Here is a 22,433-nt window from a genome sequence, read left to right on the forward strand (position 1 = left end):
AGGCCTCGTGGCACACGCTAACGCAGCCCTGACCCCGAAAGCACGCCTCAAACTCGCCCGCCTGGTCGTCGATGAGCGCTGGACGGTCTCCGCGGCCTCCCGCCGATTCGATGTCTCCTACCGCACCGCGAAACGGTGGGTCGACCGGTATCTCGCGATGGGAGCCGCGGGTATGCAGGACCGGTCCAGCCGCCCACTCCACACCCCGACCCGCACCCGCCGCGACCTGGTCCGCAAGATCGTGTACTTGCGGTGGCGGCACCGACTCGGCCCTGTCGCGATCGCCGCCCGTCTCGGGATGGCCGCCTCCACCGTGCACGCGGTCCTGGTCCGTGCCCGGATCAACCGGCTCTCCCACATCGATCGACGCACCGGTGAACCGATCCGCCGCTACGAACACGACACCGCGGGCGCCCTGATCCACGTCGACGTCAAGAAACTCGGCAACATCCCCGACGGCGGCGGCTGGCGATACGTCGGCCGCGTCCAAGGCAAGCGACACCGCGCCGCGACCACCGGCAAGCCCCGCAGCGCCTACCGCAACCCGAAGATGGGCACCGCCCACGTCCACACCGTCATCGACGACCACTCCCGCGTCGCCTACGCCGAAATCCACAACGACGAGACCGCCATAACCGCAGCTGCAGTCTTGACCCGCGCAGTGGCTTGGTTCGCCGCCCGCGGCGTCCGAGTGCAAAGGGTGCTGTCCGACAACGGCTCGGCCTACCGCTCCCGCCTCTGGCGCGAGACCTGCACCCAGCTCGGCATCACCGTCAAGAAGACCCGCCCCTACCGGCCCCAGACCAACGGCAAGATCGAACGGTTCCACCGCACCCTTAACGCCTGGGCGATCGATCGGTTCTACCCCACCGAACACCACCGCCGCGCGGCCCTACCCCGATGGCTGCACTTCTACAATCACCACCGACCCCACACCGCGATCGGCGGCCAGCCACCCATCACCCGCCTTACCAACCTGGCTGGACAGCACACCTAGATCTCGGCGGAGTCGCCCGGCCGGAGGTCGACGAGAACCTCGCTCAGGCCCGCCTTCTCGAAGGCGAGCACGACGTCTTCGGGGCCTTCGGTGAGGTGGGCCCAGCCGTCCTGGTGCACCGCGACCACGGCCCGGGCGCCCAGCAGCGCAGCCGCGCGGGCGGCCGACTCGGCGGTCAGGGTCAGGAAGGCGTCGCCGCGGACCGGGATGTGTGCCGCGCCCACGAAGAGGATCGCGACCTCGATCGCCGGGAACCGCTCGGCGATGATGGCCACCACGTCGAGCGAGGCGTTGTCGCCGCTGGCGTAGACCGTGGGCCAGCCCTCGGCCTCGAGGACGAAGCCGAGCACCGGGCCGTTGGCCAGGCCGATCTCCGGCGAGCCGTGCAACGCCGGGACGCCGGTGACCCGGATGGTGCCGACCATGGCCTGCTCGAACGGCCGGAGCGCGATCGACTGCGGGCCCAGCTTGGCGGCGGCGGCCGCGGTGGTGAGCACCCGGCGGGCGCGGCGCGCGTAGTCGCGGCCGGCGCGGTCGAGGTTGTCGATGTGGTGCTCGTGTGACACGAGCACGGCGTCGACCGGGCCGATGTCGTCCTGGCTGACGGCCGGGCCGGTCAGCTTCCGCGCGGTCACCGGGCCGTTCTGGTAGGTCCCCGGTGCGTCGAACGTCGGGTCCAGCACGAGTCGCGCCCCCGCGTAGTCGAGGACGGCCGTGGGTCCGCCGATGGTCCGCACCGAGAGCTTGTTCATGACCCGAACCATAGCGGACCGCTCGGTCCGTTATAGTCCCGGCGGAGGTGTGAGTTGGCGCGCAAGGCAGCCGCCGGCACCCGCGACCGGATCCTCGACACGGCGGCGAGGCTGTTCTACGACCACGGTGTGCGGGCGGTCGGGATGCAGCAGATCATCGATGCCGCCGGGTGCGGCAAGAACGTGCTCTACCGGGAGTTCCCGAGCAAGAACGACCTGGTCGCGGGCTATCTGCGGCGGTCGCGGGAGACCTGGCAGCAGGAGATCGCGGCCGCGACGCGGGGGGTGACCGGCGACGCCGCGACCCGGCTCGTCGCCCTGGTGCGAGCCACGGCCGACACCGTCGGCAAGCCCAACTACCGTGGTTGCCCTTTTCGCAACTATCTGGCCGAGTTCGCCGACCACACCGACCCGGCGGGCAAGATCGCCACGGCCCACCTCCGCGACACCCGCGCCGAGATCGACGTCCTGGTGGCCGAGTTGGCCCCCGCCCGGCCCTACGTGCTGGCCGACCGGATCTGGCTGATCATCGAGGGCCTGCACAGCGCGGCCGCCCACCCCGGCGGCACCCGCGCGGCCGAAACCGCGGTGTCGCTCGTGACGGATCTCATCGACGTGGGCGATCGAGTGGAGCCTGCCGCCGAGCGACCAAAGGTTTGATAGCGGCAGATACTTTGAGGTCATGACGGTCGTCAATGACCAAGCTCCCCCCGATGCTGCCGCTCCACAGGATCCACAGGTGGATGGTCTCGACTACGCCCGCCGTGTCTATGACATGGTCATCGATTGGTACAAGACCGCGGAGAAGAAGGCACAGCTACTGCTGACAGCCAACGGGGCATTCGCCACGATCTTGTTCGGCATCGTCTCCAGCAACCCGACCGGCTTGCACCAGTTCGGTGTGAACGCTGGCGCCGAAACCTGGTTCTTCGTGACTGTTGCCGTCATAGCATTCTGCGGCGCGGTCGGTTATGCCTCAGCGGGGCTTCTTTCCCGGCATCGACACAACATCCGGTTGGACTTCGCTCGGCTGGACGTCCATCCGCAGGAGCCGAAGACGTACAAGCGCGAGGCGGTCTGGTATTTCGGGCACATTGCCTCACTCCAGTTCGGACCCACGGTCGATCTGCTCCGCACCGCAAATCCACGGATGGAGTTCGACTCGCTCACCTATAACGTCGTCGGCTTGTCCCGCGTGGTGCTGCGAAAGCACCGGCTGGTCAACGTCGGCTGGATGCTTACCGCCGTGACCGTCATCGCCATGACTGCGGCCGCCGCAAGCGTCGTTATCCGCACCCAGCTGTGACCGTGCCGCGCTGACCCGGGCCGCGGTTGCGACCCGGGTCAGCGTCGTCACTGGGTCAGCAGCGCCACCTCGTCGGCGGTGAGGCGGACCGGTGCGGCCCCGGCGGCGCGGGCGCCGGCACTCGCCGCCGGCGGGTCGGCCGGCCGGCGGTGGTGCCAGTCGGTCACCGCCTGGTAGGCCGCCGCGATCGAGAGCAGCCGGTCCTCGCCATAGGGCAGGCCGCCGAGAATCGTGCCGATCGGGACGCCGGCCGCGCTGAAGCCGATCGGGAACGCGATCTCCGGCAGGCCGAGGATGTCGAAGCCGACCGGGCCGGTCTGCACCACGACGTCGCACTTGTCGAAGGTCTGCTCCAGCACGCGGTCGAGCAACAGCAGTTTGGCCCGCTGCCCGGTCAGGAACTCGTTGCCGCCGAACAGCGCGCCCTGCAGCCACGCGGTCAGCGAGACGCCGAAGCCGCGCAAGTCACCGCGCAGGTAGGGCATGAACGGCTCGCTGCGTTCCGGCAGCCGCACGTTGTTGAACGTGTTGCCGGGAGCAGGTCCCACTCGTCGGGCAGCGGCACGTCGACCAGCGTCACACCCGGGATCGCCGCCAACTTCGCCAGGTAGGCCTGTCGGGCCAGCGCCGTCGCCGACGTGCCGGTCGCGAACCCCGGCGTGACGCCGATCCGGGTGTTCCAGCGCAGCTTGAGCTTGCCGCGATGGTAGACCGGCGTGGCCGCGTCGATCAGGTTCGGAACATCGGGCAATCCCTGGGTACGCGGATCGTCCGGGTCCTCCCCCGCCATCGCGGTCAGCATGATCGCCGCGTCCTTGGCGTCGCGGGCCAGCGTGCCGGGGTGGTCGCGGGTGTAGCTGAGCGGGATGATCCCGTGCAACGACACCCGGCCCATCGTCGGCTTGATGCCGGTCAGGTTCTGCGCGTTCGACGGCGCGGTGATCGAGCCGCCGGTCTGCGTGCCGGTGCCCGCCGTCGCCATCCGGCCAGCGACCGCGGTCGCCGTGCCCGTCGACGAACCGCCGGGGTCGGTGTTGGGGTTGGTCGGCGTCCACGCGTTGACCGTGGTGACGACACCGTCCGGAGTGGTCGCCCGGGTGGTGGCGAGCGGACCCATCTGGGTCTTGCCCAGCACGATCGCGCCGGCCGCCTTGAGCTTTGCCACGGCGGTCGCGTCGAACGGCGGCACGAAGTCCTGGAAGAGGTAGGAGTTGGCGGTCGTGCGTACCCCCTCGGTGTAGTAGTTGTCCTTGATGGCCAGCGGGATGCCATGCAGCGGACCGCGCCCGGGACGGCGACGCGCGGCTTGTCGCGCCTGGTCGATCAAGACCACATTGAACGCCTGGTACGTGCCGTCGAACGCGGCGATCCGGGCCAGGTAGGCCTCGAGCAGGTCTTCCGGCCGCAGCCGGCGCTCGCGGATCAGCCAGGCGGCCTCGGCGACGGTGAGCTCGGTCGGGTCGGCGAGCGCCTCCGGCCGGGGCTTGACGTAGGCGTTGGACGTGTCGAGGGCGGGCTGATGCTTTCCGGTCGCGGCGGCGACGGCCGGCAGCGCCACGGCGCCGGCGGTGGTGACGGCCGCGAGGGCCGCGGCGCGGACGAGGAAGGCCCGGCGGTCGACGGCCAGGTCGGCCGGCTGTTCGATGGTCATGACTGCCGCCAATGCGTGCTGATCGAGGGGTAGAGCAGCGGTGCCGGCTGCTGCGACAACGCCCGGGCGACGACCGGGTCGGTTCCTTCGGGGGCCGGGAGCTGGTAGGCGGCGATCGTCCCGATGGTGCCGCGGACGAAAGACCGCAGCGAGGCGAGCACGGAGTCCCGGCCGGGGGTGCCGGTCTCCGGGTCGGCGGCGGTGCCGGCGGGTAGCTGGTCCAGGTCGATCCCGAGGGAGGCGAGCCGGGCCCGGATGAAGACATCCAGCTCGGCGTCGGTCGGCGGGGTGGGCGCCATGGGCACTCCTTGCAGCGACGGACAGATGCCTGCCAATCTGCGATCCGTCCATCTCGGAGCGATTACACCAAGATCACGACGGGGTGAAGCGCCCGGCTAACCCTGGGTGAGGACGCAGAACTCGTGACCCTCCGGATCGGACAGGCACGTCCACGGCACGTCACCCTGGCCGAGGTCGAGATCGGTGGCCCCGAGGGCGCGCAGCCGGGCGACTTCCGCGTCCTTGTCGTCACCGGGATAGGGCAACAGATCGAGGTGTACGCGGTCGGGCACGGTCTTCGCGCCGGGCGTGCGGAGGAACTCGAGATAGGGCCCGGCGCCGCGCAACACGGCGTGGTCGTCACTCACCTGCTGGAGGGGCCAGTCGATCGCCTCACCCCAGAACCGCGCCATGGCCCGGGGTTCCACGCAGTCGACGACGATCGCGGCGATCGGCCCGGTGTCCCGGTAGACCTCGCGCGGCTCCAGCACGCAGAACTCGTTGCCCTCGGGGTCGGCGAGCACGGTCCAGGGCACGTCGCGCTGGCCTACGTCGACCGGCGTCGCGCCGAGGGTCCGGAGGCGCGCGATCAACTCGGCCTGATGGGCCGCGGAGGTGGTGGCGAGGTCGAGGTGGAGCCGGTTCTTCGTGGCGGTCTTGCCCTCAGGGACGGGGACGACGTCGATGCCGACGACGACCGGATCGGGCCAGACGACGTCGCCGGCGAGTCCGCCAAGGACGACGTCCTTGCCGCCGTCGACCGGCTCGGGCCAGACGAACTCGCCGGCGGGTCCGCCAGGGACGACGTCGCTGCCGACGACGACCGGGGCGGGCCAGACGAACTCGCCGGCGGGTCCGCCAGGGACGACGTCGCTGCCGACGACGACCGGGGCGGGCCAGACGAACTCGCCGGCGGGTCCGCCAGGGACGACGTCGCTGCCGACGACGACCGGCTCGTGCGAGACGGAGTCGCCGGCGGGTCCGACATAGGTGGTCTCGCCGCTGTGTGCGCGCCAGCCGAGCGCCGCCGCCCAGAACCGGCCGACGGCCAGATGGTCGAGAGCTTTGATGTTCACCTGCACGGGTCGCAACGCCACGTCGGCGATCCTATGATGCGGTCCAAAGATCGACATGGGAGTCCGCTGATGGGCCGATTCGGCAATGTCTTCCTGGCCGCCGTGGCGGTTGGCGCGGGTTTGTGGGTCGGCGGGTGTGGGCGGCTGGGCGATGCCATGTCGTCTGCCCCCGACTGCCATCCCGACCTGGCGACGGTCGCGGCGCTGCGGCAGGAACCGGTGCTGACCCGCGTCCCGCCGGGTGCCCGTGGTTTGCTGGTGAAGGAGACGGTGAGCTGTGGTTGGGCGGGTTCCGCACCGCCTGCGCTCGGCATGCTCGACAGCGAGGTAACCGGTGGCGACAGCGACGACGTCGCCCGCTTCTACACGGACCTGGCCGGTTCGAGCGGCTGGCAGACATTCGGTGGCGGGGACCAGCTCTATTCAGGCGCGAAGCCGGACGGGACCGACTGCACGTGGCAGCTTCAGGTGGTCAGCACCGCCGAGCGGACCTACCACGTGCGGATCACCTACACGCCCCGAGACCTTCGACCGACCTGCCTGTGAGCAGCGAGGCGAGTTAGAAGAGACGGGGCTGCTCCTCGGGGCTCCGAATGGCGTCGAGGGTGGGGATCGCGCCGGGCCAGATCGCGGCGGCGAGCGACCCGAGGAGGTAGCCGACGGCGGTGGCATCCCAGAGCGCCCGGTGTGGCTGGCTTCCGGGCGCGGCGAGGTCGACGGCCCCGGCCAATCCGAAGTGGTTGATCAGGTCGGTGAGGGAACGTCTGCCGTCGCGGACGGCCTGTCGTGCGAGCGGCAGGGTGTCGATCAGCCCGGCCGGTCGCAGGTGCGGCAGGTGCCGGCGTAGGAGGCGCCAGTCGACGTTGACGTTGTGGCCGAGCAGCCACCGGCCGTTGATCCGCCCGGCCAGCGTCGCGCCGACGTCGATGATCGACGGTGCCCCGGCGAGCCGATCGTCGGTGAGGCCGGGCGAGATCCAGGGCCGTCGGGGTATGGGCCGGCCGGGGTTGACCAGGGTGCTGAACCCCTGGTCTGGCTCCGGCCGGCCGTTGACGAGCGGCACGGCGGCCAGTTCGAGGATCGCTTCGCGGGCACGGTCCTGCGCGCCGCTGCCTTCGAGGTCGAAGGCGACGATCGGCGCGGTGTGCCATGGTGCCGCCGCCACGCCCACCTTCCGCAAGCGAATCTCGCTGTCGTAACCCGCCCTCGGTCGTCAGTCGGTGGTCGAGCGGCTCGCGTAGGCCAGGTCCGGCTCGGCCGGGGCCGGCGGAGCCGTGTCGGCGTGGCCTGGCCACCAGGCTCGGCGGCCGATCAGGGCCGTCAGGCTGGGTACCAGGAACATGGCCATCACGAACGCGGCGATCAGGATGCCGATCGAGACCGAGAAGCCCATCTCGACCAGGAACGCGATGCCCGCGAGCATCATTGACGCGAAGGTGCCGGCCAGGATCAGGCCGGCCGCACCGACCGACGGGCCCGCGTGTTCGACGGCCAGGTCGGCCGCCGTGCGGGGGTCGTTGCCGAGGCGGGCCTCTTCGCGTAGTCGCGCGATCATCAGGATGTTGTAGTCCGTGCCGATGGCGACCACGAACAGGTAAAGGATGATCGGCAGGGTGAACGACAGGCCCGGACCGTTGCCGATGCCCTGGAAGGCGATCACCGTGGCGCCCAGGGTCGAGAAGAAGCCCAGCACGACGGCGACGATCAGGTAGATCGGGGCGACCAGGCTGCGTAGCAGCAGGGCGAGGATCAGGGCGATCAGCACGCCCGCGACCGGGAAGATGACGCGCAGGTCGCGGTCGTTGGCCGACTTCACGTCGGCGAAGATCGAGCTCATGCCACCGACGTAGGCCTGGGTTCCCGGCGGTGCGGCCGCGTGCGCGACGTCGCGCAACTCGCCGCCGGCCAGGGCCAGCGAATCGTTGGAGTAGGGGCTGCCGGCCAGCAACACCTGGACCATCGCCACGGTGCCGTCCTGGCTCAGCGTGGCCGGAACGCCCTCCGGGCCGGGCATGATGCTGCCCACGCCCGGCACGCCGCGCAGGCGCTCAGCGAACGCGGTCAGCGACGCCGGGTCGACCTTGGCGCCGGCGTCGGCCTTGACCAGCACCTGGGTCGGTGCGAGCGCGCCCGCCGGGAAGCCGGCCTGGAGGTCTTCGAAGCCCTCGGACGACTCGGTGCCGCTGGGCAACTGGGCGTTCTGGTCGTAGTCGGTCTTCATGAACAGGGCGCCGGCGGCCAGCGCCACCATCAAGCCGCCGGAGACCAGCGCGACCACCGCCGGGCGGCGGCCGGTGAAGCGGCCGAGCCGCTGGAAAGCGGTGCCCTTGGGGACCCGCCGCCAGCTCTTCGACGGCCAGAAGACCGCGGTGCCGAGCAGCGAGACGATGGCCGGCACCAGGGTGACGGCGGCCAGGCCCATGATGACGACGGCGATGGCCAGCGCCGGGCCCAGGCTGCGGAACGCGCCGAACACGGCCAGCAGCAGGGCGAGGAACGCGATGACGATGGCGCCGGCCGCCGACGCGATCACCTCGCCGACGCGGTGGACCGAGGTGACCAGGGCGGGCTTCGTCTGGTCGCCGGCGCGCAGCCGTTCGCGGAACCGGAAGAGCAGGAAGACGACGTAGTCGGTGCCGACGCCGTAGAGCACGATGGTCAGGATGATCTCGATGGACGGGTCGGCGCTCAGGCCGAACAGCTTGGCCATCGTCGCGATCAGGCCCGTGGAGATGACCGTGACGATGCCGACCGTCACGATCGGCAGCAGCGCGGCGAGCGGGCTGCGGTAGATGATCAGCAGCAGCGCGAGGATCAGGATCACCGACGCCAGGGCGACGATCACGAAGGCGTTGTTGAACGCGTCGTCGTTGTCGGCATAGAGCGCGACGTCGCCGGTGACCTTGGCGTCGAGGCCGGTGTTGGCCAGTACCGGGGCGCTCGCCGAACGGATGTCCTTGATCGCCGTGACCAGCGCCGGATCCTGCGGGTTGTCGCCGAGACCGACGGTGACCAGTTGCACCAGCTTGTTGGGCGACACGGCCTGCGGGCCGGTGACGGCGGTGGTGACCTTGGCGATGCCGGCACCGGAGACCGTCGTCGCGAGCTTGCCGACGGTGGCCTGGTCGGCGTCGGTGAGCTGGCCGCCGTCGGCGCGCTTGACCACGATGGTCGCGGTGGCGCCGTCGGTCTGGCCGAACGCATCCTGCGCGATCTCGGTCGCCTTGACCGATTCGTAGCTGTTGGGCAGGAAGTCCGCCTGGTCCTGCGTGGTCACCAACGACGGCGCGAAAGCACCGGCCGCGACGGCCGCCACCAGCCACGCACCGATGACCCACCAGCGCTTGTAGACGACGAATCTGGCCAACCGCTCGAACATCGCTCCCCCAACCTGCCGCACGGTAGAGAGAAATCCTACGTGGAGGGGGGTGCTTCGCGCCGCCCGTTATTCTCGCGGAGCCGTGCGCACCGCCGGCCGAGCCGGGAGGTGGCCATGGACGTCGGCGCGACGCGCGACCGGATCCGCGAGCAGGCTTTGGCCCTGTTCACCGATCGTGGCTATGCCACTGCGAGCCTGCGCGAGATCGCCGACCGGGTGGGCATCACGAAGGCGTCGCTCTACTATCACTATCCGTCCAAACAGGACCTTCTGGTCGCCGTCGTCCGGCCGCTGGTCGACCGGTGGCGCGAGATCGTGGCCGAGGCCGAGCAGGGCCGGCACACGCCTGACGACGTGCGGCGCGTGCTGCTGCAATGCGTCGACACCATGCTGGCCCACCGGGCGGTCGCCAACCTGTTCCTGCGCGACGCGGCCGGCATGCTTCCCGCGCTCGCGCCGCTGCTCGACGACCTGGTGGAGGTCAACAACCGGCTGCGGGACTGGCTCGCCGGCCCGGCACCGTCGCAGGTGGCCCGGATCCGCGCCGTGGCCGTGCTGGAACTGCTCCGCGCGGCGCTGACCGCCGGCGCGACCCTCGGCGACGTGCCCGACGAGCTGGTCCGGCGGACCCTGCTCGAGTCGGCCGAGCTTGTGCTCACGACCAGAACGGCAGCCTAGCCAGGCGGCGGACGGCCTCGCCGATCAGCGACGGCGGCGCGGCCGCGTAGGTGAGGCGCAGGTGTGGTGCCGGCGGTTCGGCCGCGAACCACGGGCGGCCGGGAAAGACGATGACGCCCGCGGCCGCCCCGGCAGTGGCCAACGCGACGTCATCGGTGCCGTCCGGCAGCCGGACCCACAAGTGCAGGCCACCGCGCGGCAGCGAGTCCGGCACGAGGTCGGGCAGCTCGCGACCGAGCGCGGCCAGCAGCGCGTCGCGCCGGGTGCGCAGCGCGGCGCGCAGCGACCGGCGGTGCCGGGCCCAGGCCGGCGCGCTGACGAACTCGAGCGTGGCCTGCTGGAGCGGGCCGGCGACGAAGAAGTCGTCGAACAACCTTGCCGCCCGCAGCCGGGCGCCGGCCGGGCCGCGGGCACCGATCGCCGCGACCCGCAGGCCGGGCGCGGTCGACTTGGTCAGCGACCGCAGGTAGACCACGTGCCCGTCGGGGTCGTCGGCGGCCAGCGGCGGCGGCGCCTCGCCGTCGATGACGAGGTCGCGGGCATAGTCGTCTTCGATCAGGAAGGCGCCGGCCGCGCGCACGGCCGCCATCACCTCGGTGCGCCGGTGGCCGGCCAGGGTCGCGCCGTGCGGGTTGGCGAAGAGCGGCTGGCAATAGAACAACCGCGCACCGGTACGCGCGAACGCCTCGGCAAGCTGGTCGGGCCGCACCCCGTCGGCGTCGGCCGGCACCGGCACGACCCGCAGCCCCGCGGCCCGGGCGGCGGCCAGCGCGCCCAGGTAGGTCGGCGACTCGACGAGCACGGTGTCGCCCGGCGCCGTCAGCGCGCGCAGCGCGGTCGACAACGCGGCCTGCCCGCCCGGACAGATCACCAGGTCATCGGCGCGCAGCCCGCCGCCAACCTCGCGGGCGAACCAGGCGCGCAGGTCGGCGCTCCCCTCGGCCGGCCCGCGCTGCCACGACGCCGGCTGCCGGGCGGCCCGGGCCAGGGCCGCGCCGAGCGCCGCCGCCGGCTGAAGGTCGGCGTCGAGATAGCCGCCGGACAACGGGATCGCGCCGGCGGGCGGTAGCGCCAGCAGCGACCGCATCTCGTCCTCACCCGGCCGGCGCGGGCCGAGCGCCACGGTCTGCCAGGACAGGTCGGGTGCCGACGGGGTGACGACCGGCCCGGCGGCGACGAACGTGCCCTGGCCGGACCGGGTCTCGACCACTCCTTGGGCGACCAGCGAGCGGATCGCCGACGCGACGGTCACCGGTGAGGCGTGGTGTCGCGCGGTCAGCTCGCGCACCGAGGGCAGCCGGGCGCCCGGGTCCGAGCGGGCGGCGAGCGCGCGGAGATCTTGGATAACGCGACCGGCTGCGTTACCGTCATTCATGAGAAGCAAGAGTAGCGCTACTGTCAGCGCGACGGTAACGGGTCTCGCCCTCGGCGCGCTGGGCGTGCTCGCATTCAGCCTGTCGCTGCCGATGACCCGGATCGCCGTGCGGGACCTCGACCCCTGGTTCGTCGCGTTCGGCCGGGCCGTCGGCGCCGCGCTGCTGGCCTGGGCCTACCTGCGGTTCACCGGCGCGCCGCGGCCCACCCGCGACCAGTGGCGGCGGCTGTCACTCGTAGCGCTCGGCGTCGTGGTCGGCTTCCCGATGTTCACCTCGCTGGCCCTGATCACCCAGACCTCCGCGCACGGCGCGGTCGTCGTCACCGTGCTGCCCGCGATGACGGCCGTGTTCGCGGTGCTGCGGGCCGGCGAGCGCCCGCCGCCGCTGTTCTGGGCGGCCAGCGCCGCCGGCCTGATCGCGGTGCTGGCCTTCCTCATCGCCACCGGCGCGGTCCATGGTGGACTGTCCCGGGCCGATCTGTTCCTGATCGCCGCCGTCGTGCTGTGCGGCCTGGGATACGCCGAGGGCGGCGCGCTGTCCCGCGAGCTGGGCGGCGCCCGCACGATCTGCTGGGCACTGCTCCTCGCGCTGCCGGTCACCGTCCCTGTCACGCTCGCCGCCGCCGCGCTCCATCCGCCGCGGGCCGGCACGGGCACCTGGGCGGCGTTCGGCTACCTGACCGTGGTCTCCATGCTGCTGGGCTTCTTCGCCTGGTATGCCGGCCTGGCCCGGGGCGGCATCGCGCGGGTCGGCCAGATCCAGCTCGCCCAGCCGGTGATCACGCTGGCCTGGTCAGCCCTGCTGCTCGACGAGACCGTGACACCCGCCGCGATCGTGGTGGCCCTGCTGGTGGTCGGCTGCGTCGTGCTGACCCAGCGGACCCGCTCCGGCGCGCCACCGGCGCGAACGTCGACACCCCCGGTCATTCGGCCCGCAACAGACCCCGCTCGAAGGCCACCGCCACCGCCGCTGCCCGGTCGCGAACACCCAGTTTCGCGTACGCGTGCAGCAGATGGGTCTTGACCGTCGCCTCGCTGACGAACAGCCGCCGGGCCGCCTCCCGGTTGGAGCACCCGCGCGCGATCAGCGACAGCACTTCGAGCTCGCGCTGGGTGAGCGGCTCCTGCCCGGGCGTGCGCAACCGGTCGATCAGCCGGCCGGCCACCGACGGCGACAGCACCGACTCGCCCCGGTGGGCCGCAGCCACCGCCCGGCACAGCTCGTCGCGCGGTGTGTCCTTGAGCAGGTAGCCGGTCGCGCCGGCCTTGATCGCCGGCAGCACGTCGGTGTCGGTGTCGTAGGTCGTCAGCACCAGCACCCGGGCCGCCGACCCGCGGGCCTTCAGTTCGCGGATCGTGCTCACCCCGTCCATCACCGGCATCCGCAGGTCGAGCAGCACCACGTCGGGGCGCACGGCGTCGGCCAGGGCCAGCGCCTCGCGGCCGTCGCCGGCCTCGCCCAGCACGGCGAACCGGCCGTCGGCGTCGAGCATCCCGCGCAACCCGTCGCGCACCACCGGATGGTCGTCGACGATGATCACGCCGATCACGCGGCGACCAGCACCGGCAGGCAGACCGCGATCGCCGTGCCCTCGCCGGGAGCGGACTCGACCTCGATCGTGCCGCCCACCCGGGCGACCCGGTCGCGCATCGCCGCCAGCCCGTAGCGACCCGCGTCGACCGCGGCGGGGTCGAACCCGGCGCCGTCGTCGCGAATGTCCAGCGTCACCAGATCCTCCAGATAGGACAGTGTCAGGGCGACCCGGTTGGCCCGCGCGTGCCGGCCCACGTTGGTCAGTGCCTCCTGCGCGGCCCGCAGCAGCGTCGTATCGGCGTCGGGGTGCAGCCGGTCGGCCGCGCCGGTGACGATCAGCGAAGCGGGCACCCCGGTCAGCCGCGACCAGCCGTCGACGAGGTCGCCCAGCGCCTCGGGCAGCGCGGCACCGTCGAGCGAGCCCGGGCGCAGGGCCCGGACCGACCGGCGCGCCTCCGCGAGGCTGTCGCGGGCCAGCCGCTTCGCCGCGTCGACGTGCCGGCGCCACTCGGCCGGGCGGCCGACGGTGGCCTCGGCCGCCTCGAGTTGGGTGACGATGCCGGTCAGCCCCTGCGCGAGCACGTCGTGGATCTCACCGGCCAGCCGCTGCCGCTCGTCGAGCACGCCGGCCGCGCGGGCCTGGCTCAGCAGCCGGGTCTGCAACGCGGCGTTCTCGGCCAGCGCGTCGGCCAGTTGCCGGTTGGCCCGCGCCACCGTGGCCTGCTGCTCGCGGTGCTGGGTCGCGAGCATCGTCAGGGCCACGGCGACGACGACGTTGAAGGCCAGCAGGATGGCGAACCCGGCGCCGTCGACGTCGATGAAGCCGCCGGCCTGTGCCGCCGCGGTGAGCACCGCGACCGCGGCCGCTCCGGCGATCCGCCAGCGGCCGGGCAGGGCGTACACGATGAAGAGGTAACCGGTCCAGGCGAAGAAGCCGAACAGCGGGCTGCACCAGACCAGCACGCCGGCCAGCAGTACCAGGCCGACGAAGAAGCCGGCCATCCGCGGCGGGTGGCCGACCCACCCCGGGTGCAGCGTGACGCACCACAGCATCCAGCCGGCGGTCGCGGCCACCACTGCCAGCATGACCGGAACCGGCACCCGGCTGTCACCGGACGCCAGCACCAGCGCGGTGGCGCCGGCGAGTGCGGCGTAGGGCGCCACCATCAGCAACCGGTCGAGCCGGCGAGCGTCGGACATCCCGGGTCACCTCCAGCGGAAAAGCCTGGCGGACGCCAGCCCGAAGACCGCCAGGTAGGCCACCAGCACGGTAACCGACAGCGGGTTGGGCCAGGTGCCGGCGCTGGCCTGGTGCAACGCGCGCTCGCCGGCGCCCAGCGGCGTGAAGTCGCCGATCCGGGCGACCGTGTGCGGCAGCAGTTCGCGCGGCGTCCACAGCCCGGCGAAGAACATCAGCGGGAAGAACAGCAGGTTGCCGATCGAGTTGCCGGCCCTGCCGGTCGGTGCCACCGCGGCGACCAGCAGGCCGACGGCGAACACCCCGGCCGCGCAGAGCAGGAACGCGACGACGAACGCGGCCGGGTCGGCCGGCAGCGGCACCCCGTAGCCGATCCGCCCGACGGCGATCGCGATCAGGGCGGCCGTCACGGCGGTCACCAGCGTGGCCAGGACCTGGGCCGAGAGCAGGATCAGCGGGGGTACGGGGGTGGTGGCGAACCGGCGCAGGATGCCCCGCTCGCGGTAGGTCGCCAGCACCATCGGCATCACCTGGAGAGCCACCATGGCCAGCGACAGGGCGACGGCGATGCCGACGTAGGCGTCGATCACCCGCTTGCCGCCGAGGCCCGCCGACGGTTCCCGCAACGCCGGGACGCTGCCCAGGACCACCACCAGGATGGTCGGCGCGAGCAGCGAGAAGAACGCCGGCACCGGCTCGCGCAGGTTGAGGCGCAGTTCGGTGCGGGTCAGTCGAAGCAGCATGGTCTCACTCCTCGCGGGGGCGGGTGGTCAGGCTGATGAAGGCGTCGTCGAGGCTGCCGTGGCCGGCGGTGAGCGCGGCGGGCGTGCCGAGCGCGACGACCTCGCCGTGGTCGAGGACGGCGATCCGGTCGCAGAGCCGCTCGGCCTCCTCCATCAGGTGGGTCACCAGGACGACGGTCACGCCGCGGTCGCGGATGGCGCGCACCAGCGACCAGGCGTCCCGGCGGGCATGCGGGTCGAGCCCGGTGCTCAGCTCGTCGAGGATGGCGACGCGCGGATTGCCGACGAGCGCGAGCGCGATCGACAGGCGCTGCTTCTGGCCGCCGGACAGGTTGGCGTAGCGGACCCGGAGGCGGTCGGCCAGGCCGAGTTCGGCGGCCAACGCCCGCCAGTCGGCGGGGGCGCGGTAGCAACCGGCGTAGAGCGCGAGCGCCTCGCCGACCGTCAGCTTGTCCTGGAGGCCGCTCTCCTGAAGTTGGACCCCGACCAACGAGCGCAGCTCCGGATCGCGCGGGTCGCGGCCGAGCACGCTGATGTCGCCGCCGTCGGGAACGCGCAGTGCGGAGACGCACTCGACGGTGGTGGTCTTCCCGGCTCCGTTGGGCCCGAGCAGCCCGAAGATCTCGCCGGCGTCGACGGCGAACGAGACGTCACGGACGGCGTCGGTCGCGCCGTAGCGCTTGCGTAGGTGCTTGACCTCGATGACTGGCATGCTTCGACGGTGTCATCGGCGCCGGGCCGCCGAATCGACCAGTGGGCGATCGCGGTCATCCACCAACCGGTGGATGCGGTCACAGGTCGCGGCGCCGGAAGCTGAGGCCGGCCAGGGCCAGCACCAGGGCGATCCAGACGGCCGTCCAGGCCAGGTAGGCGGCGGTGAGCCCGGACACGCTCATGAACGGATGCCCCTGGAACGCCGGGCCGAGTTGGGTCAGCGCGCCCGGGTCCTGGAAGGCGTTCATCGCGCCGCGCCACAGGCCGTCGGTCGGCAGCAGCATGCGGGAGACCGCGCCGATCCGCGCGACGCTGTCGTTGCCGAGCGCCTGCCCGACCGAACCGACCACGCCGGCGATCCAGGTGGCGCCGAACAGGCCGACCGCCACGATGCCCGACGCCATCGGCGAGATCGCGGTGGACAGCAGCAGGCCCAGCGTGAGCAGGGCGGTAGTCTGCACGGCGAGCAGGGCGAGCCCGGTCGCCGCCGCCGGCGGCCAGTAGCCCATCGTCGACCAGACAATCAGGAACTGGGCGAGGCCGGCGGTGACCACGAAGCCGGTGCCGAACGCGACCAGGCCGAGCCACTTGCCGAGCAGCACCGTCGAGCGGCGCACCGGCCGGGCCAGCATCGCCAGCGCCGTGCCGGACTCGATCTCGCCGGCCAGGGTGGGCCCGGCCAGGAACGCGGTGCCCAGGGCGGCGATCAGGCTCAGCCCGAACATCACCAGGTTGAGCACCGTGGACGCGGCCAGCCGGGCCTCGCCGCTGGTGAGCCCGCCGAACTCGACGTCGAGCCGGTAGAAGCCCCAGCCGCTGAGCCCGAGCAGCAGGACCGTCATCACGGCCAGCGAGCGCAGCACCCGGCGGCGGGCGGCCTCGCGCAGCGTCAGCGCGGCGATGGTGAAGGCGATCCTCATCGGTGCTCCTCGGTGCCGGTGCGCAGGATGTCGAGCAGCCGCTCCTCGAGGCTGATCCGCGCCGGCTCGACGGAGTGCACCCGCACCCCGAGGCCGACCAGGTCGGCGACCAGCTCGGGAACGAGGTCGAGGTCGTCGACCGCGATCGTGTAGGCCTCACCCTCGTTGGTCACCGCACCGGCGGCCGCGAGCCGGGCCGAGGCCGCGGCGTCGACGGCGGAGAGCCGCAGCCGCAGCTCGCGCTGGCCGAGCAACTCGGCGAGGGTGCCGGAGGCGGCGACCCGGCCCTTGTCGAGGATGACGACCCGGTCGCAGACCCGCTCGACCTCGCCGATCAGGTGTGAGTTGAGCAGGACGGCGACGCCGCGCTCCTTGAGCGACAGCAGCAGGTCGCGCACGTCGGCCCGGCCGAGCGGGTCGAGGGCGCTGGTCGGCTCGTCGAGGATGACCAGGTCGGGGCGGGCCACCAGCGCGACGGCCAGGCCGAGGCGCTGCTGCATGCCCTTGGAGAAGCCGCCCACCCGGTCACCGGCCCGATCGGCGAGGCCGACGAGGCCCAGGCACTCGTGCCGTTCGGCGGTCGGGACGGCGATCCCGGCGAGGCGCACGTGCAGCGCCAGCACCTCGGCCGCCGTGAGCCAGGGCTGGTAGCGGAACAGCTCGGGCAGGTAGCCGACCCGAGCCCGGGCCTTCGGGTCGCGCCCCGGCCGGCCGAGCAGCAGCACCTCCCCCGAGTCGGGGCGGACCAGGCCGAGCAGGATCTTGATCACGGTGGTCTTGCCGGCGCCGTTGGGCCCGAGCAGGCCGACCACCTCGCCCCGGCCGACCGTGCAGGAGACGTCGTCGACCGCGACCCGGCTCCGATAGCGCTTGCGCAGGCCCGAGCACCACACCGCCGGCCCCGGTGCCAGCTCGGTGACCAGCCGTTGTGCTGCTTCGAGCGAACTCATCGCGACCCCAATCCGCGGGCGACGGCGAGCACCTCGTCGGCGCTCAATGACCCGGCCACCGCGGTGACGATGCCGTTGTCGAGCCAGACGACGGCCGACATCGTGCTGTCGCGCGAACTCAGCAGCGTGGCGGGGACGCCGCCGACGTCGGTCGCCGAGCTCTTCATGTGCTCGAGCGACGTGAACAGCGGCAGCGTGGTGCCGTCGCCGGAGAAGCCGCGCAACTGCGCCGCGACGTTGGACGGCAGCACGGGCAGCAGATAGTCGCGGGCCGTCTCGAACGGCACACCCGAGGAGGTGTAGGCCGTCGGCGCGACCGCGCGGGCGACGATCATCGCCGGGACCGGCCGGCCCTGCGACCACATCGCGACCAGGCCGGGACCGGCGACCAGCCGGAACTTGCTGCCGTCGAGGCCGGGCGGCGGTGGCGGCAGCGTCACCCCGGCCGCCGCCGCGGTCTGCGCGGTCTTCGCGGCGGAGAAGGTGAACAGCGCACTGGCCCGGGCACCGACCTGATAGGTGGGTGGCCCGTTGACCCCCTTGGGTAGCTCGCGCACCACCGGGACGGCGAGACCGGTGGCCTGCGACGCGGCGGCGGCGTCGGCGACCGCGTGGATGTCGATCGGTTCGACCGGCACGAGCTCGCCGAAGGCGTCGAGCTCGGGCATCGTGATGAGGTCGGCCTCCGGCGCGGTGACCGGGGCGATCTGCTCGGTGCGGAAGATCTGGAGCCAGTCACCCGCCGCGGCGGCGCTGGCCCCGGTCAACAGAACAGCGACGCCGGCCACGGCGACCACCGGCCGGCTCAGCAAGCCCCGCCACCGGCCGGCGCGTCCGCGTCCGCCGGCCGCGACCAGCCGCCGCAAGCCGGCATCCGCCTCGCTCGCGGAGGCGGGCGAGGGCTCGCCCGACGCGACCAGCCGCTGCAAGCCGGCGTCGGCCTCGCTCGCGGAGGCGGGCGAGGATTCGCCCCCCGCGACCAGCCGCCGCAAGCCGGCGTCGGCCTCGCTGGAGGTAAGCGTTGGTTCGCCGGCCGCGAGCAGGCGTAGCCACCCGGCGTCGACATCGGTGGGGACGACGAAGTCGAGTGCGCCGCTGGCGAACGACGCGTCGGCTTCGACCGCCGCGAGCCCGGTCAGGCAGACCCGGCAGCCGGCGACGTGGGCGCGGTCGGTGTCGGCGACGCCGGCCGGCTCGTCGAGCAGCCGGCGCAGCGTGCCGTCAGTCGGATGGCGCATGACGGTTCAACTCCTCGCGAAGGGCGGACTCGGCGCGGCGCACGGTGGTGCCCACGCTGCCGGGTGACAGATCGAGCGCGGCGGCGACCTCGGCGTAGGTCAGGCCGCTGTGCCGCAGGACCAGGGCCATCGCCTGGCGGCGGGGCAGCCGGGCCAGCGCGGCCCGCACCCGGCGGCGCTCGTCGAGGATGACGACCGCGTCGGCGATGTCGGGTGTGACGGCGCCGCCGTCGCGGGCGGCCTCTTCACGGGACATCCGGCGGCGGCCCGAGCGCAGATGGTTGAGCGCGGTGTGTGCCGCCGCGACCGACAGCCAGCCGATGGCCTCGCCGGCCGGCACGGCGGAGCGGCCGAAGGTCAGGAACACCTCCTGCGCCACGTCTTCGGCCTCGTCGCGGGAGCCGAGCACGCGCGCGGCGACGCCGACGACCCGCGGGTAGGCACTGCGGAAGACCTCTTCGAGGTCGGGGCGGACCGCTGCCACCACGCCACCATGCCGCACACCGTCCACATCTGTAGAGCACCACCGGCGGCCTGCATGTGACACACCGGCAGAACCGGCTGAACGTCGGCTGGCCGACTGTGTGTCGGCACGCGGAAGCACACGCTGTCGCACATGCCGACGCTCAGGATCGCCGTAGCCGCTGGTCTGGGCCTGCTCATCACCGCCGTCGTGCCGGCGGCAGCGGCCGCCGCACCGCCGCCGTCGCCCAACAAGGCCTACTGGGCCGACGACAACCACCTGCGCTACGAGGGCGGGATCGGGAAGACCAACAATCTCACGATCACCAACTACGGCCGGTTGCCCGGCGTCACCAAGTGGCTCTTCGACGATGTGAGCCAGATCGTGCCGGGCGTCGGCTGCGTGAACGTGACCGGCGACAACACCAAGGCCATCTGCACCGAGCAGGACAACACGATCTCCTGGTTCGCCGTCTACCTCGGCATGGGCAACGACACGCTGGTCTTCGACGCCTTCTTCGACACCTACACCCGGATCTACGGCGGCACCGGCGGCGACACCATCACCGTCGGCGACAGTGCCGACCCCTACGTCGAGGTCTACGGCGAAGACGGCGACGACATGATCACGCGTACGGCCGGCGACAGCTACCTGCGGATCAGTGGCGGCCCCGGCGCCGACGAGCTGTGCGGCACCGACGCCTACGTCACCTACGACGACCATCCGGCCGCCGTCTTCGTCTCGCTCGGCGGGCCGGCCGGCGACGACGGCATGCCCGGCGAGGGCGACACGGTGTGCGGCACGGTCGCGGGCGTGAGCGGCACCGGCTTCGCCGACGGCCTGGTGGCCGGCAGCGGCCCGGCCGACCTGAGCGGCAAGGCGGGTGCCGACGTGCTGGTCGGTGGCGCGTCGAGCGACACCCTGTTCGGCGGGGAGGGCAACGACCTGATCTTCGGGTACGCCGGTGACGACTGGCTGGTCGGCGAGGGCGGCGCGGACACCCTCAACGGCGGCACCGGCGCCGACGACCGCTGCGACTACGACGCCCTGGACACGATCAGCGCCTGCGAGGACGCCTACTGACCTGCGCTTCCTCGGCCGAACAGCCGAGCCGCGATCCTCAAATCGGTCGAAAGACGCCGAAACCCGGAATACCGGGCACACCGTCGCTAACCTCGGTTTAAAGGGGCTAGTGAGGGGACCGGGCGTATGACCGAGAATGTGTTACCAGCGTCGGAGCTCTACACCGACGAGTTCGCCGCCGATCCCTATCCGGCCTTCGCCAAGCTGCGCGAAGACAGTCCAGTGTGTCCGGTCACGTCGCCGCGGTTCGACTCCTTCCTGATCACCCGCTTCGACGACGCCAAGGCGGCGCTCAACGACCCGCGCCTCTCCAAGGACCTCTACGGACCGGAACAGCACTTCCTGCGCATCTTCGGGCCCAACTCCGAGGCCATCAACAAGAACATGCTCAACTCCGACCCGCCCGAGCACAGCCGGCTGCGCCGGATCACCTCGCGGGCGTTCGCGCCCCGGCGGATCGAGGCGCTGCGGCCGCGGGTGGCCGAGATCGTCAGCGAGCTGCTCGACAAGGTGGTGCCGCAGGGCCAGGCCGACCTGATGCACGACTTCGCGATCCCGCTGCCGATGATGGTGATCTCCGAGCTGCTCGGCATCCCGACCGCCGACCACGACCAGGTGCTCGCCTGGACCCAGGTGATCCGCGAGTCCGGGTCGTCGGGCCGCCCGCCCGCGGAGGAACGCGCGGCCGTGCAGGAGGCCCAGCTCCAGCTGCACCACTATCTCGCCGACGTGATCCAGGCCAAGCGCGCCCAGCCGCCGGCCGACGACATGATCAGCTCGCTGATCGAGGCCTGCGACCAGGACGGGCAGCTCTCCGAGCGGGAACTGGTCAGCACCACGTTCCTGCTGCTGTTCGCCGGGCACCAGACCACCGCCGACTTCATCGGCAACGCGATGGTGGCCCTGCTGACCAACCCGGAACAGCTCGACCTGCTGCTGCGTACACCGGAGCTGTTGCCTTCGGCGGTTGAAGAACTGCTCCGCTTCGACGGCCCGTTGCCGGTGGCCAGCCCGCGGATCGCCACGGAGGACCTCGAGTTCCGCGGCGTGCGCATCCCCGCGGGTTCGATCGTCGGCGTGGCGATCAACGCGGCCAACCACGACCCCGAGGCGTTCGCCGACGCCGACCGGCTCGACCTGAGCCGCGAACGCGGGCCGCACATGGGCTTCGGGCACGGCGTGCACTACTGCCTCGGCGTGACGCTGGCCCGGATCGAGGCGCAGATCGGCATCGGGGCGCTGCTCCGCCGGCTGCCCGGATTGCGGCTCGCGCTGCCGGTCGAGGAACTGCGCCGGCTGCCGGCCGCGTCGCCGTTCCGTGGCCTCATCGAGCTTCCCGTCCGCTTCAACGCCTGACCGACAGCAATAGATCCAAACCTTGAAGGAGCAGCAGTGGTATTCCGCAACGTGATCGTCTGCCGCATCGTCCCGGGCAGCGAGCAGAAGGTCGCCGACGTCTTCGGGCACTTCGACAAGGTGACCCGGCCGCAGGACGTCGGCGTGACCGGTCGCATCCTGCTGTCGCTCGACGACCTCTACATCCACGTCGTCGAGCGTGCGCAGGACCCGGAGATCAGCGGCCAGAAGCGTGGCCTGCCGGCGTTCCAGGAGATCGCGGACGCGATCGGGCAGTTCGTCACGCCCTACCCGCGCAACTGGGAGAACCCGTCGCACTCGGTCGCCAAGCCGTTCTACAGCTGGGTCGCGCCGAACGCCCAGTCGTCGGCGGCGAACCCGATGGTCATCGTGCAGCGGATCAAGCCCGGCTCCGAGCCGGCGGTGGCCCAGGTCTTCGCCGAGTCCGACAACGGGCCGCTGCCGGGCCAGATGGGCGTCACCGGGCGCTGGCTCTACTCGATCGACGACGTCTACGTGCACCTGATGGAGCGCACCGACCAGGCGGTCGCCGAGGGGCTCGGGCAGAACCACCACGCGCCGGCCTTCACCAAAATCATCGAAGACCTGAGCCCGTACGTGGCGCCCTACAACCCCGAGAAGTGGCGCGGACCGCAGGACTCGATGGCCAAGCCGTTCTACAGCTGGAAAGCCAGCGACTGACCCGGCTCCGGATAGGAAAGGGCACCCCGCAACCAGCGG

General features: G+C 72.0%; 25 protein-coding genes. 9 read left to right on the plus strand and 16 right to left on the minus strand.

The genetic code is table 11. The features are described from left to right. The first annotated feature begins 7 nt into the window (after window positions 1-7). Window positions 8-997: an IS481 family transposase gene (locus DFJ67_RS36600; protein WP_116069771.1), complete on the plus strand. Its 990-nt coding sequence runs from the start codon at window positions 8-10 to the stop codon at window positions 995-997. Here the strand turns inward: DFJ67_RS36600 and DFJ67_RS36605 are convergent. After that, window positions 994-1,749: an MBL fold metallo-hydrolase gene (locus tag DFJ67_RS36605; protein ID WP_116073464.1), complete on the minus strand. Its 756-nt coding sequence runs from the start codon at window positions 1,747-1,749 to the stop codon at window positions 994-996. The genes DFJ67_RS36600 and DFJ67_RS36605 overlap by 4 nt on opposite strands. Before the next feature lie 54 nt (window positions 1,750-1,803). Between DFJ67_RS36605 and DFJ67_RS36610 the strand changes: the two genes are divergently transcribed. Further along, window positions 1,804-2,409 (plus strand): TetR/AcrR family transcriptional regulator, encoded by a 606-nt coding sequence (locus tag DFJ67_RS36610; protein WP_116073466.1) that lies wholly within the window; start codon window positions 1,804-1,806, stop codon window positions 2,407-2,409. 22 nt (window positions 2,410-2,431) lie between these two features. After that, window positions 2,432-3,055: a Pycsar system effector family protein gene (locus tag DFJ67_RS36615; protein WP_147315755.1), complete on the plus strand. Its 624-nt coding sequence runs from the start codon at window positions 2,432-2,434 to the stop codon at window positions 3,053-3,055. 47 nt (window positions 3,056-3,102) lie between these two features. On the opposite strand, the gene DFJ67_RS44205 is transcribed toward DFJ67_RS36615, so the two are convergent. The 4 genes from DFJ67_RS44205 to DFJ67_RS44620 all read right to left on the minus strand — a co-directional run bounded on the left by DFJ67_RS44205 (window position 3,103) and on the right by DFJ67_RS44620 (window position 6,082). Then, the gene (locus tag DFJ67_RS44205) at window positions 3,103-3,540 is read right to left on the minus strand and encodes an amidase (protein WP_239097674.1); all 438 of its coding nucleotides are present in this window, start codon (window positions 3,538-3,540) and stop codon (window positions 3,103-3,105) included. After that, window positions 3,495-4,706 (minus strand): amidase, encoded by a 1,212-nt coding sequence (locus DFJ67_RS36620; RefSeq protein WP_239097673.1) that lies wholly within the window; start codon window positions 4,704-4,706, stop codon window positions 3,495-3,497. The genes DFJ67_RS44205 and DFJ67_RS36620 overlap by 46 nt, the downstream gene beginning before the upstream one ends. Further along, complete coding sequence (locus DFJ67_RS36625) at window positions 4,703-5,005, minus strand: hypothetical protein (RefSeq protein ID WP_116073470.1); 303 nt, start codon at window positions 5,003-5,005, stop codon at window positions 4,703-4,705. Before DFJ67_RS36625 ends, DFJ67_RS36620 begins: the two co-directional genes overlap by 4 nt. A 96-nt stretch (window positions 5,006-5,101) precedes the next feature. Next, on the minus strand, window positions 5,102-6,082 hold the full coding sequence (locus DFJ67_RS44620) for a VOC family protein (protein ID WP_116073472.1): 981 nt from the start codon (window positions 6,080-6,082) through the stop codon (window positions 5,102-5,104). A 135-nt stretch (window positions 6,083-6,217) separates the two neighbouring features. On the opposite strand from DFJ67_RS44620, the gene DFJ67_RS36635 reads away from it, so the two are divergent. After that, on the plus strand, window positions 6,218-6,607 hold the full coding sequence (locus tag DFJ67_RS36635) for a hypothetical protein (protein ID WP_170216141.1): 390 nt from the start codon (window positions 6,218-6,220) through the stop codon (window positions 6,605-6,607). A gap of 13 nt (window positions 6,608-6,620) precedes the next feature. Here the strand turns inward: DFJ67_RS36635 and DFJ67_RS36640 are convergent, their stop codons facing one another. Both DFJ67_RS36640 and DFJ67_RS36645 read right to left on the minus strand, forming a co-directional pair. Then, window positions 6,621-7,232 carry a 3'-5' exonuclease gene (locus tag DFJ67_RS36640; RefSeq protein WP_116073476.1) on the minus strand — a complete coding sequence of 204 codons (612 nt, stop codon included), beginning with the start codon at window positions 7,230-7,232 and terminating at the stop codon, window positions 6,621-6,623. Window positions 7,233-7,274: 42 nt separating this feature from the next. Continuing rightward, window positions 7,275-9,440, minus strand: coding sequence for an MMPL family transporter (locus DFJ67_RS36645; RefSeq protein ID WP_116073478.1), 2,166 nt, complete (start codon window positions 9,438-9,440; stop codon window positions 7,275-7,277). A 114-nt stretch (window positions 9,441-9,554) separates the two neighbouring features. On the opposite strand from DFJ67_RS36645, the gene DFJ67_RS36650 reads away from it, so the two are divergent. Beyond that, on the plus strand, window positions 9,555-10,118 hold the full coding sequence (locus tag DFJ67_RS36650) for a TetR/AcrR family transcriptional regulator (RefSeq protein ID WP_116073480.1): 564 nt from the start codon (window positions 9,555-9,557) through the stop codon (window positions 10,116-10,118). On the opposite strand, the gene DFJ67_RS36655 is transcribed toward DFJ67_RS36650, so the two are convergent. Continuing rightward, window positions 10,096-11,493 (minus strand): aminotransferase-like domain-containing protein, encoded by a 1,398-nt coding sequence (locus tag DFJ67_RS36655; protein ID WP_116073482.1) that lies wholly within the window; start codon window positions 11,491-11,493, stop codon window positions 10,096-10,098. The genes DFJ67_RS36650 and DFJ67_RS36655 overlap by 23 nt on opposite strands. Between DFJ67_RS36655 and DFJ67_RS36660 the strand changes: the two genes are divergently transcribed. Next, complete coding sequence (locus DFJ67_RS36660; protein ID WP_116073484.1) at window positions 11,492-12,517, plus strand: DMT family transporter; 1,026 nt, start codon at window positions 11,492-11,494, stop codon at window positions 12,515-12,517. The two genes, DFJ67_RS36655 and DFJ67_RS36660, sit on opposite strands and share 2 nt — an antisense overlap. Here the strand turns inward: DFJ67_RS36660 and DFJ67_RS36665 are convergent. The 8 genes from DFJ67_RS36665 to DFJ67_RS36700 form a co-directional block, all read right to left on the minus strand. Continuing rightward, a complete protein-coding gene (locus DFJ67_RS36665) occupies window positions 12,417-13,043 on the minus strand; it encodes a response regulator (RefSeq protein ID WP_116073486.1) in 627 nt (208 codons plus the stop codon). The genes DFJ67_RS36660 and DFJ67_RS36665 overlap by 101 nt on opposite strands. Continuing rightward, on the minus strand, window positions 13,040-14,227 hold the full coding sequence (locus tag DFJ67_RS36670; RefSeq protein WP_116073488.1) for a sensor histidine kinase: 1,188 nt from the start codon (window positions 14,225-14,227) through the stop codon (window positions 13,040-13,042). Before DFJ67_RS36670 ends, DFJ67_RS36665 begins: the two co-directional genes overlap by 4 nt. 6 nt (window positions 14,228-14,233) lie before the next feature. Then, window positions 14,234-14,968 carry an ABC transporter permease gene (locus tag DFJ67_RS36675; RefSeq protein WP_116073490.1) on the minus strand — a complete coding sequence of 245 codons (735 nt, stop codon included), beginning with the start codon at window positions 14,966-14,968 and terminating at the stop codon, window positions 14,234-14,236. A gap of 4 nt (window positions 14,969-14,972) precedes the next feature. Continuing rightward, window positions 14,973-15,680 carry an ABC transporter ATP-binding protein gene (locus DFJ67_RS36680; RefSeq protein WP_116073492.1) on the minus strand — a complete coding sequence of 236 codons (708 nt, stop codon included), beginning with the start codon at window positions 15,678-15,680 and terminating at the stop codon, window positions 14,973-14,975. A gap of 79 nt (window positions 15,681-15,759) precedes the next feature. Continuing rightward, the gene (locus tag DFJ67_RS36685; RefSeq protein WP_116073494.1) at window positions 15,760-16,602 is read right to left on the minus strand and encodes an ABC transporter permease; all 843 of its coding nucleotides are present in this window, start codon (window positions 16,600-16,602) and stop codon (window positions 15,760-15,762) included. After that, on the minus strand, window positions 16,599-17,552 hold the full coding sequence (locus DFJ67_RS36690) for an ABC transporter ATP-binding protein (protein WP_116073496.1): 954 nt from the start codon (window positions 17,550-17,552) through the stop codon (window positions 16,599-16,601). Before DFJ67_RS36690 ends, DFJ67_RS36685 begins: the two co-directional genes overlap by 4 nt. Beyond that, on the minus strand, window positions 17,549-18,790 hold the full coding sequence (locus DFJ67_RS36695; RefSeq protein WP_116073498.1) for a hypothetical protein: 1,242 nt from the start codon (window positions 18,788-18,790) through the stop codon (window positions 17,549-17,551). The genes DFJ67_RS36690 and DFJ67_RS36695 overlap by 4 nt, the downstream gene beginning before the upstream one ends. Continuing rightward, window positions 18,774-19,274: a sigma-70 family RNA polymerase sigma factor gene (locus DFJ67_RS36700; RefSeq protein ID WP_239097521.1), complete on the minus strand. Its 501-nt coding sequence runs from the start codon at window positions 19,272-19,274 to the stop codon at window positions 18,774-18,776. Before DFJ67_RS36700 ends, DFJ67_RS36695 begins: the two co-directional genes overlap by 17 nt. Window positions 19,275-19,406: 132 nt before the next feature. Here DFJ67_RS36700 and DFJ67_RS36705 point away from each other — a divergent pair, with 132 nt between their 5' ends. From DFJ67_RS36705 to DFJ67_RS36715, 3 genes are all read left to right on the plus strand, one after another. Continuing rightward, on the plus strand, window positions 19,407-20,336 hold the full coding sequence (locus DFJ67_RS36705) for a calcium-binding protein (protein WP_116073502.1): 930 nt from the start codon (window positions 19,407-19,409) through the stop codon (window positions 20,334-20,336). A gap of 126 nt (window positions 20,337-20,462) precedes the next feature. Beyond that, a complete protein-coding gene (locus tag DFJ67_RS36710) occupies window positions 20,463-21,692 on the plus strand; it encodes a cytochrome P450 family protein (RefSeq protein WP_116073504.1) in 1,230 nt (409 codons plus the stop codon). A gap of 36 nt (window positions 21,693-21,728) precedes the next feature. Continuing rightward, a complete protein-coding gene (locus DFJ67_RS36715) occupies window positions 21,729-22,394 on the plus strand; it encodes a TcmI family type II polyketide cyclase (RefSeq protein ID WP_116073506.1) in 666 nt (221 codons plus the stop codon). Window positions 22,395-22,433: the final 39 nt, after the last annotated feature.

This window comes from Asanoa ferruginea, from assembly GCF_003387075.1.
In the GTDB taxonomy this organism is placed as follows: Bacteria; Actinomycetota; Actinomycetes; order Mycobacteriales; family Micromonosporaceae; genus Asanoa; species Asanoa ferruginea.